Below are 14828 nucleotides of genomic sequence, written 5' to 3'. Positions count from 1 at the left end.
TACGTCTTTCAGGGGGATGTCCCATACAACCCCTGTTCAAAGGGTACCGACTGATGCACCGAAACATAGCTGTTCGAATCTCTATATATGATGCTGATTGCTGTTCGGTTCTATAGATCGTCTTTATTAATGTCGGCATCCTTGATTCGAGAATCGAGCAACGATACCGAGACCATGATTGCACCGCTCACGGCAAGGCCGATCATGATAGGCTCCACCGCGGTCGTCCCCATAAGGCCCAGACCGAGCAGGATGACGACGGACGAAACGACGATGGAGGCGAGCGCCGCCTTCGCCGTCGCCTTTTTCCAGAACATCCCTAAGATGATGGGAAAGAACAGTGCTCCGGAAAGAATCGCATATGAAGCATCCAACGCAGCGATCACGTTGTTCAGCCATACCGCGACGACTATCGCGACCGCCCCGACGCATGCCGTCATTCTCCTGCTGGCTTTCAGAAGCATTCGATCTTCTTCCAAATACTCCTTCGCGACAGCCTTCGACTTCGTCCTCAGGTATGCCGAAGCCGGCTTTATCACATCATTGGTGAGCAGCGAAGAAGATGCCAGCAATGTTCCTGACGCCGTGGACATAAGCACAGCAAGAACCGCGGTGAGAACCAAGCCGAGCGCACCCGTCGGAAGAACTTCGTCCGCCATCTTCGCGAAAACGAGCTGCGCATCATCGATTCCAGGCATATAAACGGCTGCAGCCATACCCACCAACGTGCACGCGATCGCGTAGAACAGGATGAATGCTCCGGATGCGATTCCGCTTCGCCTCGCCACCTTCACCGATCGCGCGGTTAGGTATCTTTGCCATAGGTCTTGGCCGACAAGGGCACCAAGGCAGTAGAGGAAGAAGTATTGCACGATGGTCGGGAATCCTATGCTTGTGATGTCGAAGTATGACGAAGGCAATGTCGCCCCCATCGCCGAAAGGCCGCCGGCGGCATGCACGCATGCCGGCATCATCACAAGCGTCACGCCAGCAACGATTAAGATGAATTGAATGAAATCGGTGAGCGTGATCGCCCACATGCCGCCAAGTATCGTATAAGCGACGACAACGACGCCCACAACGAGCATCGACATCGCGGAATCCCATCCGGCAAACCCCTGCAGGATGGTCCCCATGGCGATAGCCTGCGTCGCACACACCATCATGGTGTACAGCGCCGATACCAAAGCCGTGACTACGCCGGCCTTCGCGCCGAACCGTTTCGTCAGCAGCTCCGCCACGGTGAGCACCTCGAGTTCTCGAATGCGCTTCACGAGCAGAATGCCGACCAGCATCAATCCGAGTCCCAGCATGGACACGAGCCAGATGCCGGAAATGCCGTACCGATAGCCCAGCGCCGTGCTCCCGATAGTCGAAGCCCCGCCAAGCAAGACCGCGCTTAGGCAGGCGAATGTGATGCCATATCCGAGCCGGTGCCCCGCGACAAGATAATCGCTCGACGCCTGGGCCTTTCGCGAGGAATACACCCCCACCGCGATTATCACGAGAAAATAGCCGATCACGATTCCGATGTCTAACCCGGTCATAGGAGTGACCTCCGATCATTCGGTCATGACATGTCGAATCATTTCGATGTTCTGAACGGCGCGCTGAAGCCTACCGTTATTTTCCCATCGGAAAACAAGCTCCTGCGCCTGTAAAAACCTCTAACCGTGGAGCGTGATTCTGTACATATCCACATTCGTCGGGGTGATTCGGAGACAAAGCGCTATGGAATATACCGAGCAAGCACTGAGGCGATGAACAGCTCCACGCGCCCGAACGATGACTTGAAAGACCTGCCGCTGAGCGACTCGATCGACTTCAGACGAATCCTCAACGTGTTCTCGTGAATACCGAGCGCACGTGCCGTATCGGGTATCGACTCGTCGTTGAAAAAGAACTGATGGAGGGTGGCCTGGAGCTGAACCTTGCTCTCCTTGTCATGCAGAGCCACCTTGCCGAGCACGTCTTCGAAGAAATCGGAGATGAATTCCGTCTCCATGGACCGGGCATTCTTCGCCAGAACGCGCAGCAGCCCCAAATCATCGTAGAACAGGCATTGGTCATTGACGAGGCTCATGAAGTCTAGGCAGGACAAAGCCTCTTCGCAGGCAGATGCGATGCGTGCCACGGAGTGCACCCTACTCACGGCGAATCGAACGTCGCCATCGCCTATATAGCGCCTGACCTCCTCGCAGACAGAACGCACGCGCTCGCGATCTTCTTTGCTCACGACCGGACAGAAGAAAACCGCCTTATCATCCTTCACGCAGTACATCACGTCTTTGACGAGGGCGTCGTCGTGGGCCTTCAAGGTCCGTGCGAACCCGTCGTAATCCACCCGCACGGCGGAATCGGATGACGAGACGATAAGCTGGTATGCATCATGAACGTTCCGACGCAGACGGCTTGCCCGTGCCTTGATTTCCCCCGTGGTTTCAAGCGCGCCGTCGATCAGCTCGCTGAGAAACTCGTAATAGTAATGCTCTTCGATCTGCCTAAGCGCCCGTTCCTTGATGAGGCAGAGCATAAGGGCGGAATTCACCTGGTCGATATCGAAATCGCTCACGGAAAGCTCCGGCGACCCAAGGCTCCAGTAGACGGCGTAATACCTGCTCGTCCTTTTATCGACGCGAACGACTTTGCAAGAACCTTCGATGTCGCGAAGAACAAAGGCACCGGGAAGACTTGAGGATCCGCGCGCCTGCCCCTTGAGAAGGCCCGACACCGAATCCCAATCCATAGGGGACGACCCTCCGAGCACGTACCATCCATCGCTCGCGAATACAGCGACACCGCAGCCGAGGTGGCGACACGCCACATCGCATACCTGTGCGAGTTCTCCCCCGCGAACCATCGCGTCATTAAGGGCGTCACCGAGCTTCAAAGCCTCGTTAACCAGGTAGAACTGCTCTTTAATGATGTATTGCTGAATGGGAGTGCTCAGCCTGACCCATGAATAGCAGTTCGGCACTACCACGATAGGCAAATCAAGGCGCTTGGCGTGCTCAACGGCATCTTCCGGAATCGAATCCACGTAGTACTGCAGCTTGATGAACAACCCTGCAGACCGCTTCTTCGACAGCCCTTCGAAGAAGGCCTTCCATTCCATGGAATTCAAGGAGGTCAGCGACGCGCCGTTGGAAAAGAGGATTTCATAATCGGACATCCAGTTGAAGATCTCAGGATTGTCCATGATAGTCACTGACTTCACAGGCTGGGAAAGAGACACGCCAGGATTCAGCAGGCGGCATTCCTTGAGCTCCGATAGCGAGAGGATTTCGGCGATCGTCGCATCCATCGGACCCTCTTTCCTGGTTTGATTCGCTGGATGCTTGCAATCGCTGCTCAAGCATCCCTTCCGTCGAAGAGTATATCCTCTGCCGGGAGCATGTGTTTATCGAGACGGAAGATGCGACGTGCGCATTCGATTCGCGTACAGCGGCTCAAGGTTGCTACAATCGCGCGCATGAAGATCGTGGCGCCTACATCCATCTGGTTCTATAAGACGCTCCTCGTCCTCGCGACGCTGTTCTGGGGCTTCTCCTTCGTCGTTGTCAAAGGGGCCTTGGACGACATGACTCCGGGATGGCTCACGAGCATCCGCTTCCTGCTGACCGCGATGATAGTCGGATTCGTCTGCCGGAAGACCATCCGTCGCCATTTCAACCGCGAGCACATCCTATACGGATGCGTGCTGGGCATCGTCGCGTTCTTCGCCTTCTGGGTGCAAAACGTCGGCCTGACCGACACGACCCCCGGACGCAATGCGTTCCTAACGGGCACGTATTGCGTCATCGTCCCATTTCTGTACTGGGCCATCGATCGCAAGCGTCCGACTATCTTCAACATCGTCGCCGCGCTGCTCTGCATCGGCGGCGTCGGCTTCATCTCTCTCGGACACGACCTGTCTTTCGCCTTGCGCTGGGGCGACGGTCTGACGCTCTTCTCCGCCTGCTTCATCGCATTGCACATGGTGTTCGTCGCGAAATTCGCCAAGGGCCACGACATGTTGACCCTGACGTTCTTCCAGCTGCTCTCGAGCTCCGTCTTCGGCATGCTCATCAGCACCTTCGCAGAACCTCTTCCCGCCATGGCGGCATTCGCGTCAACCAGCTTCCTCGTCCAGATGGGCTACCTCGTCATCTTCGCGTCCGCGCTCGCAATGGTGTTCCAGAATCTCGGGCAGACACGGGTTCCGCCCACGCAGGCCTCGCTTATCCTGTCGCTCGAAAGCGTGTTCGGCGTGATATTCAGCGTGCTGCTCTACGGCGAAGACATGACCTTGCAGCTCTTCGTTGGATTCGCGCTCATCTTCACCGGCCTCGTCATCTCCGAAACCCTGCCGCGCCCGAAGAAATACCCCGATCCGCCGGAGAAATTCACCGGAGCCCTTGCTAACGACGAAGACTAGCGTCGCCTCTCCCGGCGGATCTCGACGCTGGCATACGCGAGCGGAAGCCCGATGGGAGCCCATGGCTTTTTGAGCTGCACCTCAACGGCTTCAACCATCGGGAATTGCGCAAGGATTTCAGATGCCAGGCCCTCGGCCGCCGCCTCGATCAGCTTGAATGCGCGAGCACGGAGGAAACCATCCGCAAGGCGGCACACGGCGCCGTAGTCGACGCTGGCAGATAGGTCGTCACGTTCCCCTGCCGGCCTCAGATCAGCCTCAAGGCGCAGCGAGATCAGAAACTTCTGACCAAGGGCGTTCTCTTCGGGAAACACCCCGTGATGCGCGAACACTTCCAAATCGGATATGACGATGGCGTCCATAAGACCTCCTCTATTCAGCGCATTGCGACAGCCTCTAAATTTTGACCTCGAGATTCTTCTCGGTATCCGACCAGGAGCATTCCGCGCGCGCGGCGCAATCGAAGCAGAGCCTCGATGCCTTGTCGGCAGCATAGAGGATGCGTCCCAGCTCGGAAGAATCCTCGGAAAAGCGCCGATGCTCCCGCACGGCCGTCACGATGGCATCCTTCTCGTCGGCGGTGAAGGCATCGATGCCTTCCAGAATCTCCCACGCGTAGCGGGCGCCTGCTTCTTCATGCGGAGTGCCGTGCTCGTACTGGTCCGCCTTGCCGATATCATGCAGAAACGCTGCCGCATACACGACGTCCTTGCGATAGGAAATCCCCTGTTCAAGCACGTGAATATAGGCGATGCGCGCAACGGAGGCCAAATGATCGGGACCATGCGTGCAGAAGGCGCGCCGTTCCTCGCATGCGGCCAGCCGCTCCATCTGGAAACGGTAGATCGCATGCGCACGAATCTCGGCAATGACGGGCATTTCCGCGAAAAGCGTCTGCACGCGCGACATGAGAATCGTCCTGCGTCCTAGCGCACCATGGCGAAGAACTCGGTCACCAGGGAGGAATCGGTGGTATATTCCCCTCGCTTGGCGACCGTGACGGTCTTGGTGCCCGGTTTTGAAACGCCGCGCATGGACATGCACATATGCTCGGCTTCGATCATGACGATCGCGCCGCGGGCGCCCGTGTGCGCCATGATGGCGTCGGCGACCTGCGCGGTCAGACGCTCCTGCAGCTGAGGACGACGGGCGTACACTTCCACGGTGCGTGCAAGTTTCGAAAGCCCGACGACCCTGCCGTTCGGAAGGTAGGCGATATGCGCGCGACCGAAGAAGGGAAGCAGGTGATGCTCGCACAGCGAATGGAACGGGATATCCCGCTCCAGCACGACCTCGTCGCTATCGACCGTGAACGTTGTGCTCAGGTGCTTCTCGGCGCTCTGGTCGAGACCTCCGCACACCTCCGCATACATGCGCGCGACGCGCTCCGGCGTTTCAAGCAAGCCCTCGCGGTCGGGATCTTCCCCGATTCCCTCAAGAAGGAGCCGCGTGGCGGCTTCGATTTTCTGCTGATCGATCATGGCACCCCTCATGCACGGGTTGAAATGACGTTCGGACGCACGTGTCGTTGATGCGAAATGCAAGGGTACCACCCTGGGCAGGCGGGCATGATCGAATCGTCGAATCCACATGCCGCGTACGCCGAACAGGAAAAGCTTTGATAGAATGGCTTGCGCGCCTCAGTAGCTCAGGGGATAGAGCACCGCTCTCCTAAAGCGGGTGTCGGCGGTTCGAATCCGCCCTGGGGCACCACCTCGCACCATCGCGGGCCGTCTTGCAGAAGGCGGCCCGTTTTCATGCTTACGTATCGCGGCGCGGATGGATGATGCCGCCTATATGCAGATCGATGCCGGGAATAGGCACGATCGGGAAGTCATGGCATCTTCGATACGACCGCCGCGATGAGAAGTTCTAGCCTTCGAAGCCATCGGGGTTCATCGACTGCCAACGCCAGGAATCCTCGCACATGCGGTCGATGCCAAGCTTTGTCTGCCAACCCATCTCGCGCTTCGCCTTGGCCGGATCGGCCCAGAACGCCGGAAGGTCCCCGTCGCGACGGCCGCCCACTATATAGGGAATATCGTGGCCGCAGGCGCGTGAGAACGCGTGGACGAGCTCGAGCACCGAGGTGCCTTCGCCGCTGCCCAGGTTGAACGCCTCGATGCCATGGCGCCCCTCCATCCACCGCAAGGCTTCGACATGGCCCTGCGCGAGGTCGACCACGTGGATGTAATCGCGCTGGCAGGTGCCGTCGGGCGTTGGGTAATCGTCGCCGAAGACGTGAAGCACGTCGCGCTTGCCGATCGCCACCTGCGTGATGTAGGGCATGAGGTTGTTCGGGATGCCTTTGGGGTCTTCGCCGATGAGCCCGGACGGATGAGCGCCGACGGGGTTGAAATAGCGCAGCAGCACGGCGCTCCAGCGTCCGTCGGAGGCGCAAAGATCGGCGATCATCTGCTCGATCATCCATTTCGTCCAGCCGTACGGGCTGCTGGGAGACCCCTTCGGCATGGTCTCTTCGTACGGCACGGGATTGCCGCCGTACACGGTTGCGGAGCTGGAGAACACGATGGACCGGCAGCCCGCCTCGTTCATCGCATGGAGCAGCTCCATCGTGCCGCCCAGGTTGTTGCCGTAATACTCGAGCGGCTTGGACACGCTTTCGCCCACGGCCTTGAAGCCGGCGAAATGGATGACCGCATCGATCGGAAAGCGCTCGAAGACACTGCGCATGGCCTGCGCGTCGAGCAGCGTCGCACGGATGAAATGGAGGCGCGCCGATGCGCCGGCCGGTGCCGCGCCCGCCTGCTCATCGGCGGCGACGATATCCCTGATGCGGTCGATCGCGACTTCGCTCGAATTCGAGAGATCGTCCACCACGACGACTTCGAAGCCCGCATCCAAAAGCTCGACGCAGGTATGGCTGCCGATGAATCCGGCGCCGCCGGTCACGAGGATGGTCTGCATGATGCTTCCGCCTTCCCTATCAGCTACGTTCGATCCAGTATATCCCGCGCGGCCAACAAGCCCGCCCTCATGCACGCGACATCGCATAACGCCCTTTTCGAAAGGAGTGGAACCGTTACAATCCGATATGAGACACGACACGCACGCCGAGCACCTTTGGAGGCCGCCATGGCATACCGCAACTTCTCCCCTGACATGCAGAACCGTATAGAGCACGACCGAGCGCACGGGATCATGAATCCTCATCGCTGCCTAGATGATGCCGCCGTCAGGCGCGATCAGAAACGCGATGCGTCGCCGAGGCTGCATCGCCCGCCGTTCGTCCGCGACGTGGACAAGATCATAAACCTTGCGCCGTACAACCGCTATGCAGGAAAGACCCAGGTCTTCAGCTTCGTGCGCAACGACGATATCTCGCGCCGCGGCCTGCACGTGCAGCTCGTGGCGCGTACCGCCCGCTCGATCGGGCGCGTGCTGGGGCTGAACGAAGATCTGATCGAAGCCATCGCGCTCGGGCATGACCTGGGCCATACGCCCTTCGGCCATGCAGGAGAAGCCATCTTGAACGATCTGTCCATGCAGAGCATGGGTCGCGCGTTCAACCACAACGTGCACAGCGTGCGCATCCTCGACGCGCTGTACAGCCGCAACGTCAGCCTGCAGACGCTTGACGGCGTCATCTGCCATAACGGCGAAAGCAGCCAGAAGGTTTTCCGTCAGGGAACCATCCATGACTTCGGCGCCTTCGACGACATGGTGGAACGCTGCTACACCGACCCCGAAAGCATCGGCACGCTGCGCCCTTCCACGCTCGAAGGCTGCGTCGTGCGCATCTCGGACATGATCGCGTATGTAGGCAAAGACCGCCAAGATGCGATCAACACCGGCTCCATCGAGTCGGACGACATGTTCTCCGGAGGCGTGATCGGCGTGCAGAATGCCGAGATCATCAATAACCTCACAGTCGACATCGTGGAACACAGCTACATGAAGGATCGCATCGAAATGAGCGACGAGGCCTTCCGCAGCCTGAAGACGGCCAAAGCCGAGAACTACGAGCGCATCTACCTGACCGGCGAGCAGGGCGATGTCTACCGCGATGAAATACGCCCCATGTTCGAAGAGATGTTCGAGGTCGTCGTGCACGACGTCCGGACGCGCAACGAGTCCTCGCCGGTGTGGCGCCATCTGGTCTTGCCGCTTGAACGCCAGCGCAGCTGGTACGACAACCTGGAGCCCTACCGCGATGAGCGCCCGGAGCAGATCGCCGTGGACTACCTGGCCGGCATGACCGACGAGTACTTCCTGGCGGCGCACGCCTTCATGTGCCCGAACAGCACCCATGGCGTTCGATTCCGCAGCTACTTCGACGGATTCGACTACCGCCGCTAGGTATTCGTGTGCCAACAGGCCGTTTGCGCCGGCATGTACCCTGGACCTCGCAGAGGCGAAGGCGGCTTCTCCCGCGTTGCGACAGCGGTTGGCGAAACGGGCCTGCGCGACGAATAGCGGGGTATCCCGCGCTCTGCGGATTCCTTCTAGTAGCGGCTGTCGAAGATCCGACGCGTCTTCTTGGTCGAGCGCGGAAGCTCGCCCAGAGGAACGCCCCTCGCCTCGGGCGTGCATCCGATCTTCGCCTTGAAGACGGCGGCCAGCTCGGATTCGCAATGCTCCTTGGCTTCGCCTTCAAGCTCCGTCTCGAAGATGAGCGTCAGGATGTCGTGGCCGGATATGGTCTCGATCAGCACCTGGTATTCGGACGACGCGCCGTCGACGAACTGCAGGCATTCCTCGATCTGGGCGGGGAACATATTGCAGCCCTTCACCTTGATCATGTCGTCGGTGCGCCCGACGAGCGTGTCGATGCGCGGGAATTCGGCACGCCCGCACGGGCAGTCGCCGGGAACGAACCGCGTCAAGTCATGGGTGCGATAACGGATGAGCGGGGCGCCCTGCTTGCGCATCGTGGTCAGCACCAGTTCCCCAACCTCGCCGTCGGGCACGGGAACGCCCGTCTTGGGGTCGACGATCTCCGCGTATACGTAGTCGGTGAACAGGTGCATGCCCGCATGCGCGTCGCAGCTGATGCCGATGCCGGGTCCGTAGATCTCGGTCAGCCCGTAGATGTCGTAGATGGTGATGCCCATCTCGTGCTCGATGCGTTCGCGGGTCTTCTGGCCCCAACGCTCGGATCCGATGATGCCGCGCTTCAAGTGGATCTTGTCGCGCAGGCCGCGCTTGTTGATCTCTTCGGCGAGCAGCAGCGCATACGAGCTGGTCGCGGTAATGACCGTGGATCTCAGGTCTTGCATCATCTGCAGCTGCTTGTCGGTATTGCCTGGACCGGTCGGGATGGCCATGGCGCCCAGGCGCTCGCAACCGAATTGAAAGCCGATGCCGGCTGTCCACAGGCCGTAACCTGGGGTTATCTGCACGCGGTCTTCATTCGTGACGCCGGCGATCCGATAGCAGCGGGCGAACATGTCGGCCCAGTCGTCCACGTCCCGCCTCGTGTAGGGAATGACGACCGGCGTGCCCGTCGTGCCCGATGAGCTGTGGATGCGCACGACGTCGGCATCGGGAACCGCCTGGATGCCGAGCGGATAGGCGTCGCGCAGATCGGCCTTCTCGGAAAATGGCAGCCGCTCGAAATCCTCCTGGCTCCGAACATCGTCGAGATCTATGCCCTCGAACTTCTTCGCATAGAAGGGGGAGCGCTCCTTGATGGTGGAAAGCAGCGTTTTGATCTGCGCAAGCTGGTCAGCGGTCATGTCCATGGGAAGATCCTTTCGAACGGCGCATCGCATCAAGCGCCGATGCGAGAGACGACACGGTCGACGGCGGCGAGATTCATGTCCCTGAATCGGGGTTTCACGCAGGCGGCAACCGCGCTTTTCAGCTCGTCCGCCGTCAGGCCCAAGACACCTTTGGCGCAGGCCGACGCGAGCAGCACGACGTTCAGCGCCTTCGGATTCCCGATATCGGCGAGCAGCGGCGCCTCGTCCACGACAATAAGGGAATCACACCGTTCGCGCAGGGCGGCAAGGGCGGATGCGGACGAATACCCGCTCTGGGCAAGCGCGGCCGTGACGGGCTGAATCGCACGCGATGCGGTCACAAGCGTTCCGGCGGAGGAAAGGAACCGCAGGCACCGAGCGGCCTCGCCCGGTTCGAACGCGATGACGAGATCGGCCTGGCCCCGCGCGACCAGAGGAGATGAAACCGTCTCGCCCGCATTCCCCATGCGCACGTGGCTCACCACGCTGCCGCCGCGCTGCGACATGCCGATCGTCTCGGCGGTGCGCACCTGCCATCCACGAGCCTCGGCCGCCTGGGCGAGCACCTTCGCGGCGAGCACCGTGCCCTGGCCGCCGACGCCCGTGAGAACGATATTCCTCATGCGTGCGCCTCCTTGCCCGTCCGAACCTCGACCGGCATGCCGTCAGGCACCGTCATGGCGCCGTATGGGCAGACCTGCACGCACTGGCCGCAGCCCATGCAGATGGTTTCGTCGATCGTGATGCGACCGTCCATGAAGCCGATCGCGGGGCACCCTATGGCGGTGATGCAGCGTCGGCACTTCGTGCACGCATCTTGATCGACGATGCAGGCGGATGCCGGGCGAATCAGATTCACGCAGGGCGCCTCGAAGATAACCGCGGAAGGGCCAACGAAATCGAGCGAGCGCTTCACCGCGTCGATGCTTTCATCCAGGCAGTGCGGATTCGCATGCTCGATCATCCTGACTCCGAGGGCGGACAGCACGGCCTCCACATCGAGCGGATCGGATTTCGTGCCCATGAGCGTATCGCCGGTACCTGGGTGGGGCTGATCGCCCGTCATGGCAGTCGTACGGTTGTCCAGCACGCAAATCACGATATCGTGCGCGTTGTACACGGCATTCGCGACGCCCGTCATGCCCGATGCGAAGAAGGTCGAGTCCCCGATGAAGGCGATCTGCTTCGCATCGGGCTCCGCAACCTTCAGGCCCTGAGCCATCGTGATGCCCGCGCCCATGCATAGGCAGGTGTCGATAGCGTCCAGCGGCTTGGCATTTCCCAAGGTGTAGCAGCCGATGTCGCCCGAGAAGACGACCTTGCGGCGGCGTGCCGCCCGCTTCGCCGCGTAGAAGGCGCCGCGGTGCGGGCACCCTGCGCACAGGACCGGAGGGCGGACCGGGACTTCGATGTCGGGAAGATCGCGCTTCTCCGCGGTCTCGGTACCGGCGCGATCGGCCGCCGCCGCCATTGCCGCGTCCGCCGCGGCGGCCACACCATCTGCAGCATCCGGTGCGAACCCGAGCATCCGTTCAAGCTGGGACAGCACGTTGTCGACGAGGTTCTCGCCCGCCATCTGCGTATCGCCCGTGCGCTTGCCGCGCACGCGGGCGACGGCGCGGCCGTCCATCGCACGACGCCCCATGAGCGCGCACAGTTCGTCTTCGATCACGTAGTCGAGCTCTTCGAAGACGATGATCTCGTCAAGGCCGTCCACGAATGAGTCGACCAGGTTGGCAGGGAACGGATACGGCGTTCCGATCTGCATGAACCGATAGGCGGGCAGGGCGTCGGAATGCATTGCGGCCAGAATCGCAAGCGCTTCACGCGTGTATGCAGTCGAAACGCCGCCGCACACGATGCCCAGGCGAGCGCTCTCTCCGTGATGTTCGACAGGGTTGAAGCGGCCGAGGCCGCGCGCATCCGAGAAATCCTCGGCAATACGCGCGAGACGCTCGACGATCTCGAGGTGGCCGCGATACGACCGCGCGGGGAAGATGACCCAGCGGCTATCGTCCTTGGTGAAGCCCCGCGCCGGACGGCCATACGTTTCATCGGGCACATCGACATACGTAGACGAATGGCAGACCCGCGTGGTGGGCCGTACGATGACCGGCGTGCGATAGGCCTCGGACAGCTCGAAAGCCGCCGCCATCATATCCATGCCTTGTTCGATGTTCTCAGGATCGAACACGGGAACCTTCGCGAAGGACGCGAACCGCCGCGTGTCCTGTTCGGTCTGCGACGATATGGGACCCGGATCGTCGGCGACATAGAGCACGCAACCACCCTCGACGCCGACGTAATTCAAACTCATCAGGGGATCTGCCGCCACGTTCAGCCCCACCTGCTTGCAAGTGAAAAGCGTGCGGGCGCCGGCATACGACGCACCGGCCAACATCTCGAGCGCAGCCTTCTCGTTCGTCGACCATTCGACATGAACGTCGTGAGCGCCGCCGGAAGCGACGCGCGCGGCGACGGTCTCAATCACCTCGCTCGACGGCGTGCCCGGATATCCGGCGATGACGGATGCCCCCGCCGCCAACGCCGCATGGGCGAACGCCTCGTTTCCCATGAGAAGCTTCTTGGGCATGCGATTAAGCCTCCGCCATGCCCTGCTTGAAATCCCTGATCTTCCGACGGGCCTCCGCATCCCCCGTGCCGAGCATCTGCACGGCAAGGATGGCGGCGTTCTTCGCGCCGTTGATGGCGACGCAGGCTACCGGAACGCCCGAGGGCATCTGCACCATGGACAGCAGCGAGTCAAGCCCGCCCAGGTCGGACGTCTTCATAGGAACCGCGATGACGGGCAGCGGCGTGTACGCGGCAACGACGCCGCCCAGGTGAGCTGCCTTGCCCGCCGCAGCGATAATGACGCGCAGGCCGCGGGCCTCGGCGGATTCCGCCCATGCATGCACTTCGAGAGGCTTGCGATGGGCCGACGCGACTTTAACCTCGTAGGCGATGCCGAATTCATCGAGCTGCTTCATGCACGGCTCCATCGCCGGCATGTCCGATACGCTGCCCATGACGATGCCGACGAGCGGGGTGGCGCTTTCTCCCATGGGTTCCCCTTTCCAAGACGGTCGGTTACTCCGATGCGAGCTCCGGCATGGGCTCGCGATACGCCGCGGCCGATTCCTTTCCGACGGTGGCGCGCAGCACGAACAGCGTGCCGATCGTAAGCGCGATGCCTACCGGGAGCACGATGATCCAGTTCTGCACGAAGCCGGCGAGCACGTACATCGCGAACGAGATGCCGGCGACGGTCAACGCATAAGGAAGCTGCGTGGAAACATGGTCGATGTGATAGACGTTCGCGCCGGCAGACGCCATGACCGTCGTGTCGGAGATGGGCGAGCAGTGGTCGCCGCAGACCGCGCCCGCCAAGCAGGCGGAAATGCCGATGGTCAGCAGCGTCGGGTCGCCCTGGAAGATCGGCAGCACGATCGGGATGAGAATGCCGAAGGTTCCCCAGCTCGTGCCGGTTGCGAAGGCAAGACCCACGGCAACGAGGAAGATGATCGCGGGCAGCATGGACGCAAGCCCGGCCGCCGCACCCTCCATCAGGCCGGCAACGTAGACATCTGCGCCCAGCGAGTTGGTCGCGAGCTTGAGCGTAAGCGCGAACGTCAGAATGAGCAACGCGGGAACCATGGCGATGAAGCCGTCGGAGATGGCGGCCGTCGCCTTCTTGAATGTGATGACGCGGCGGGCAAGCAGATATGCGAACGTGATCACGAGCGCGCAGAGCGTGCCGAGCGGCAATCCGACCGACGCCGTGGTGTTGGCGAAAGCGCCGGATACATCGCCGTAGCCTTCGGCGGCGGGATCCCAGAATCCGCCGACGTACATCATGCCGATAACGCAGCCGACGATCAGAACGATGACGGGAACGATCATGTCCCAGAGGGACGAGCGTTTGTTCTCCATGCTCTCATCGTTGCCCAGGCCGCCCAGGTCGCCCGTGCGATACGCTTCGAGCTCCTTCTTCGCCATAGGACCGTAATCGAAGCCCATGACCGAAAGGCCGATGACGAAGACGATGGTGAGCAGCGAATAGAAGTTGTAGGGAATGGCCTGGATGAACAGCTGGATGCCCGTGATGCCGCTGTCGAGGTCGTGAGCCGTGGCGGACACAGCGGCGGCCCACGAGGAAATCGGCGCGATCATGCAGATCGGAGCTGCGGTCGCATCGATGATGTACGAAAGCTTCGCGCGGGAGACGCGCCCGCCGTCGGTCACGGGACGCATGACCGCACCGACCGTCAGGCAGTTGAAGTAGTCGTCCACGAAGAGCAAGACGCCCAGCGCGAAGGTGGCGAGCTGGGTGCCGATGCGGCTCTTGACGTGCTTCGCGGCCCACGAGCCGAACGCGGCAGAGCCACCGGCGTTGTTGATCAGCGCGACCATGATGCCGAGCATGATCAGGAACAGGAAGATTCCCGCATTCCCCGGATCTCCGATGGCGTTGACGAAGCCGACATTCGCCTCTTCCCCGCCGGCCGTGGTCACGGTGCCGGAGATGATGTAGGTAAGGGTGTTGACGGGATCGAACCCCGCAAGCAAGGCGGCGCCGACCACGATGCCGACGAACAGAGACGTATACGTCTCTTTCGTGATGAGGGCCAAAACAATGGCCACTAGAGGCGGGACGAGCGCCCAGAACGTTCCGACGAATTCCATGTCCTTCTCCTTCTACCCTG

Annotated in this window: 13 protein-coding genes and 1 tRNA gene; 3 read left to right on the top strand and 11 right to left on the bottom strand. The window is 61.1% G+C overall.

Features of this window, described 5'->3' with window-relative positions:
• Positions 1-110: 110 nt before the first annotated feature.
• The gene (locus HMPREF1155_RS08200) at positions 111-1547 is read right to left on the bottom strand and encodes a sodium:solute symporter (RefSeq protein WP_009079369.1); all 1437 of its coding nucleotides are present in this window, start codon (positions 1545-1547) and stop codon (positions 111-113) included.
• Positions 1548-1729: 182 nt separating this feature from the next.
• The gene (locus HMPREF1155_RS08195) at positions 1730-3304 is read right to left on the bottom strand and encodes a PucR family transcriptional regulator ligand-binding domain-containing protein (RefSeq protein WP_009079328.1); all 1575 of its coding nucleotides are present in this window, start codon (positions 3302-3304) and stop codon (positions 1730-1732) included.
• A gap of 168 nt (positions 3305-3472) precedes the next feature.
• On the opposite strand from HMPREF1155_RS08195, the gene HMPREF1155_RS08190 reads away from it, so the two are divergent.
• A complete protein-coding gene (locus tag HMPREF1155_RS08190; RefSeq protein WP_009079362.1) occupies positions 3473-4417 on the top strand; it encodes a DMT family transporter in 945 nt (314 codons plus the stop codon).
• Here the strand turns inward: HMPREF1155_RS08190 and folB are convergent.
• From folB to folE, 3 genes are read right to left on the bottom strand one after another with little or no spacing between them, the layout of a single operon-like run.
• Entirely contained in the window at positions 4414-4779 is a 366-nt protein-coding gene (folB, locus tag HMPREF1155_RS08185) for a dihydroneopterin aldolase (RefSeq protein WP_009079161.1), read from the bottom strand. The genes HMPREF1155_RS08190 and folB overlap by 4 nt on opposite strands.
• Positions 4780-4813: 34 nt before the next feature.
• Complete coding sequence (locus tag HMPREF1155_RS08180; RefSeq protein ID WP_009079289.1) at positions 4814-5326, bottom strand: HD domain-containing protein; 513 nt, start codon at positions 5324-5326, stop codon at positions 4814-4816.
• Between the two features lie 17 nt (positions 5327-5343).
• A complete protein-coding gene (folE, locus tag HMPREF1155_RS08175) occupies positions 5344-5898 on the bottom strand; it encodes a GTP cyclohydrolase I FolE (protein ID WP_009079202.1) in 555 nt (184 codons plus the stop codon).
• A gap of 156 nt (positions 5899-6054) precedes the next feature.
• Between folE and HMPREF1155_RS08170 the strand changes: the two genes are divergently transcribed.
• Positions 6055-6130: transfer RNA gene (locus HMPREF1155_RS08170), tRNA-Arg, on the top strand.
• Between the two features lie 159 nt (positions 6131-6289).
• Here HMPREF1155_RS08170 and galE read toward each other — a convergent pair.
• Positions 6290-7345: a UDP-glucose 4-epimerase GalE gene (gene galE, locus HMPREF1155_RS08165; protein WP_039993659.1), complete on the bottom strand. Its 1056-nt coding sequence runs from the start codon at positions 7343-7345 to the stop codon at positions 6290-6292.
• Between the two features lie 168 nt (positions 7346-7513).
• Here galE and HMPREF1155_RS08160 point away from each other — a divergent pair, with 168 nt between their 5' ends.
• Positions 7514-8737: a deoxyguanosinetriphosphate triphosphohydrolase family protein gene (locus tag HMPREF1155_RS08160; protein ID WP_009079332.1), complete on the top strand. Its 1224-nt coding sequence runs from the start codon at positions 7514-7516 to the stop codon at positions 8735-8737.
• A 146-nt stretch (positions 8738-8883) separates the two neighbouring features.
• On the opposite strand, the gene HMPREF1155_RS08155 is transcribed toward HMPREF1155_RS08160, so the two are convergent.
• From HMPREF1155_RS08155 to HMPREF1155_RS08135, 5 genes are read right to left on the bottom strand one after another with little or no spacing between them, the layout of a single operon-like run.
• Positions 8884-10122: a phenylacetate--CoA ligase family protein gene (locus HMPREF1155_RS08155; RefSeq protein ID WP_009079200.1), complete on the bottom strand. Its 1239-nt coding sequence runs from the start codon at positions 10120-10122 to the stop codon at positions 8884-8886.
• 29 nt (positions 10123-10151) lie between these two features.
• On the bottom strand, positions 10152-10745 hold the full coding sequence (locus HMPREF1155_RS08150; protein WP_009079356.1) for an indolepyruvate oxidoreductase subunit beta: 594 nt from the start codon (positions 10743-10745) through the stop codon (positions 10152-10154).
• Positions 10742-12715, bottom strand: a complete 1974-nt coding sequence (locus HMPREF1155_RS08145; protein WP_009079149.1) for a thiamine pyrophosphate-dependent enzyme — start codon at positions 12713-12715, stop codon at positions 10742-10744. Before HMPREF1155_RS08145 ends, HMPREF1155_RS08150 begins: the two co-directional genes overlap by 4 nt.
• Positions 12716-12719: 4 nt before the next feature.
• Positions 12720-13187: a 5-(carboxyamino)imidazole ribonucleotide mutase gene (gene purE / locus HMPREF1155_RS08140; RefSeq protein ID WP_009079208.1), complete on the bottom strand. Its 468-nt coding sequence runs from the start codon at positions 13185-13187 to the stop codon at positions 12720-12722.
• Positions 13188-13212: 25 nt separating this feature from the next.
• Positions 13213-14808: a Na+/H+ antiporter NhaC family protein gene (locus HMPREF1155_RS08135; RefSeq protein ID WP_006362494.1), complete on the bottom strand. Its 1596-nt coding sequence runs from the start codon at positions 14806-14808 to the stop codon at positions 13213-13215.
• Between the last annotated feature and the right edge of the window lie 20 nt (positions 14809-14828).

The organism is Slackia sp. CM382 (assembly GCF_000293015.1).
GTDB classification, from domain to species: domain Bacteria; phylum Actinomycetota; class Coriobacteriia; order Coriobacteriales; family Eggerthellaceae; genus Slackia; species Slackia exigua.
This window is presented reverse-complemented; position numbering and strand designations above follow the sequence as displayed.

Excerpts from the sequence above, each read along its gene's own strand:
- HMPREF1155_RS08135 (WP_006362494.1), bottom strand. The coding sequence starts at position 14,808 with ATGGAATTCGTCGGAACGTTCTGGGCGCTCGTCCCGCCTCTAGTGGCC.
- HMPREF1155_RS08155 (WP_009079200.1), bottom strand. The coding sequence starts at position 10,122 with ATGGACATGACCGCTGACCAGCTTGCGCAGATCAAAACGCTGCTTTCC.
- HMPREF1155_RS08195 (WP_009079328.1), bottom strand. The coding sequence starts at position 3,304 with ATGGATGCGACGATCGCCGAAATCCTCTCGCTATCGGAGCTCAAGGAA.
- HMPREF1155_RS08160 (WP_009079332.1), top strand. The coding sequence starts at position 7,514 with ATGGCATACCGCAACTTCTCCCCTGACATGCAGAACCGTATAGAGCAC.
- HMPREF1155_RS08180 (WP_009079289.1), bottom strand. The coding sequence starts at position 5,326 with ATGTCGCGCGTGCAGACGCTTTTCGCGGAAATGCCCGTCATTGCCGAG.
- HMPREF1155_RS08190 (WP_009079362.1), top strand. The coding sequence starts at position 3,473 with ATGAAGATCGTGGCGCCTACATCCATCTGGTTCTATAAGACGCTCCTC.
- galE (WP_039993659.1), bottom strand. The coding sequence starts at position 7,345 with ATGCAGACCATCCTCGTGACCGGCGGCGCCGGATTCATCGGCAGCCAT.
- HMPREF1155_RS08145 (WP_009079149.1), bottom strand. The coding sequence starts at position 12,715 with ATGCCCAAGAAGCTTCTCATGGGAAACGAGGCGTTCGCCCATGCGGCG.
- folE (WP_009079202.1), bottom strand. The coding sequence starts at position 5,898 with ATGATCGATCAGCAGAAAATCGAAGCCGCCACGCGGCTCCTTCTTGAG.
- folB (WP_009079161.1), bottom strand. The coding sequence starts at position 4,779 with ATGGACGCCATCGTCATATCCGATTTGGAAGTGTTCGCGCATCACGGG.
- purE (WP_009079208.1), bottom strand. The coding sequence starts at position 13,187 with ATGGGAGAAAGCGCCACCCCGCTCGTCGGCATCGTCATGGGCAGCGTA.
- HMPREF1155_RS08200 (WP_009079369.1), bottom strand. The coding sequence starts at position 1,547 with ATGACCGGGTTAGACATCGGAATCGTGATCGGCTATTTTCTCGTGATA.
- HMPREF1155_RS08150 (WP_009079356.1), bottom strand. The coding sequence starts at position 10,745 with ATGAGGAATATCGTTCTCACGGGCGTCGGCGGCCAGGGCACGGTGCTC.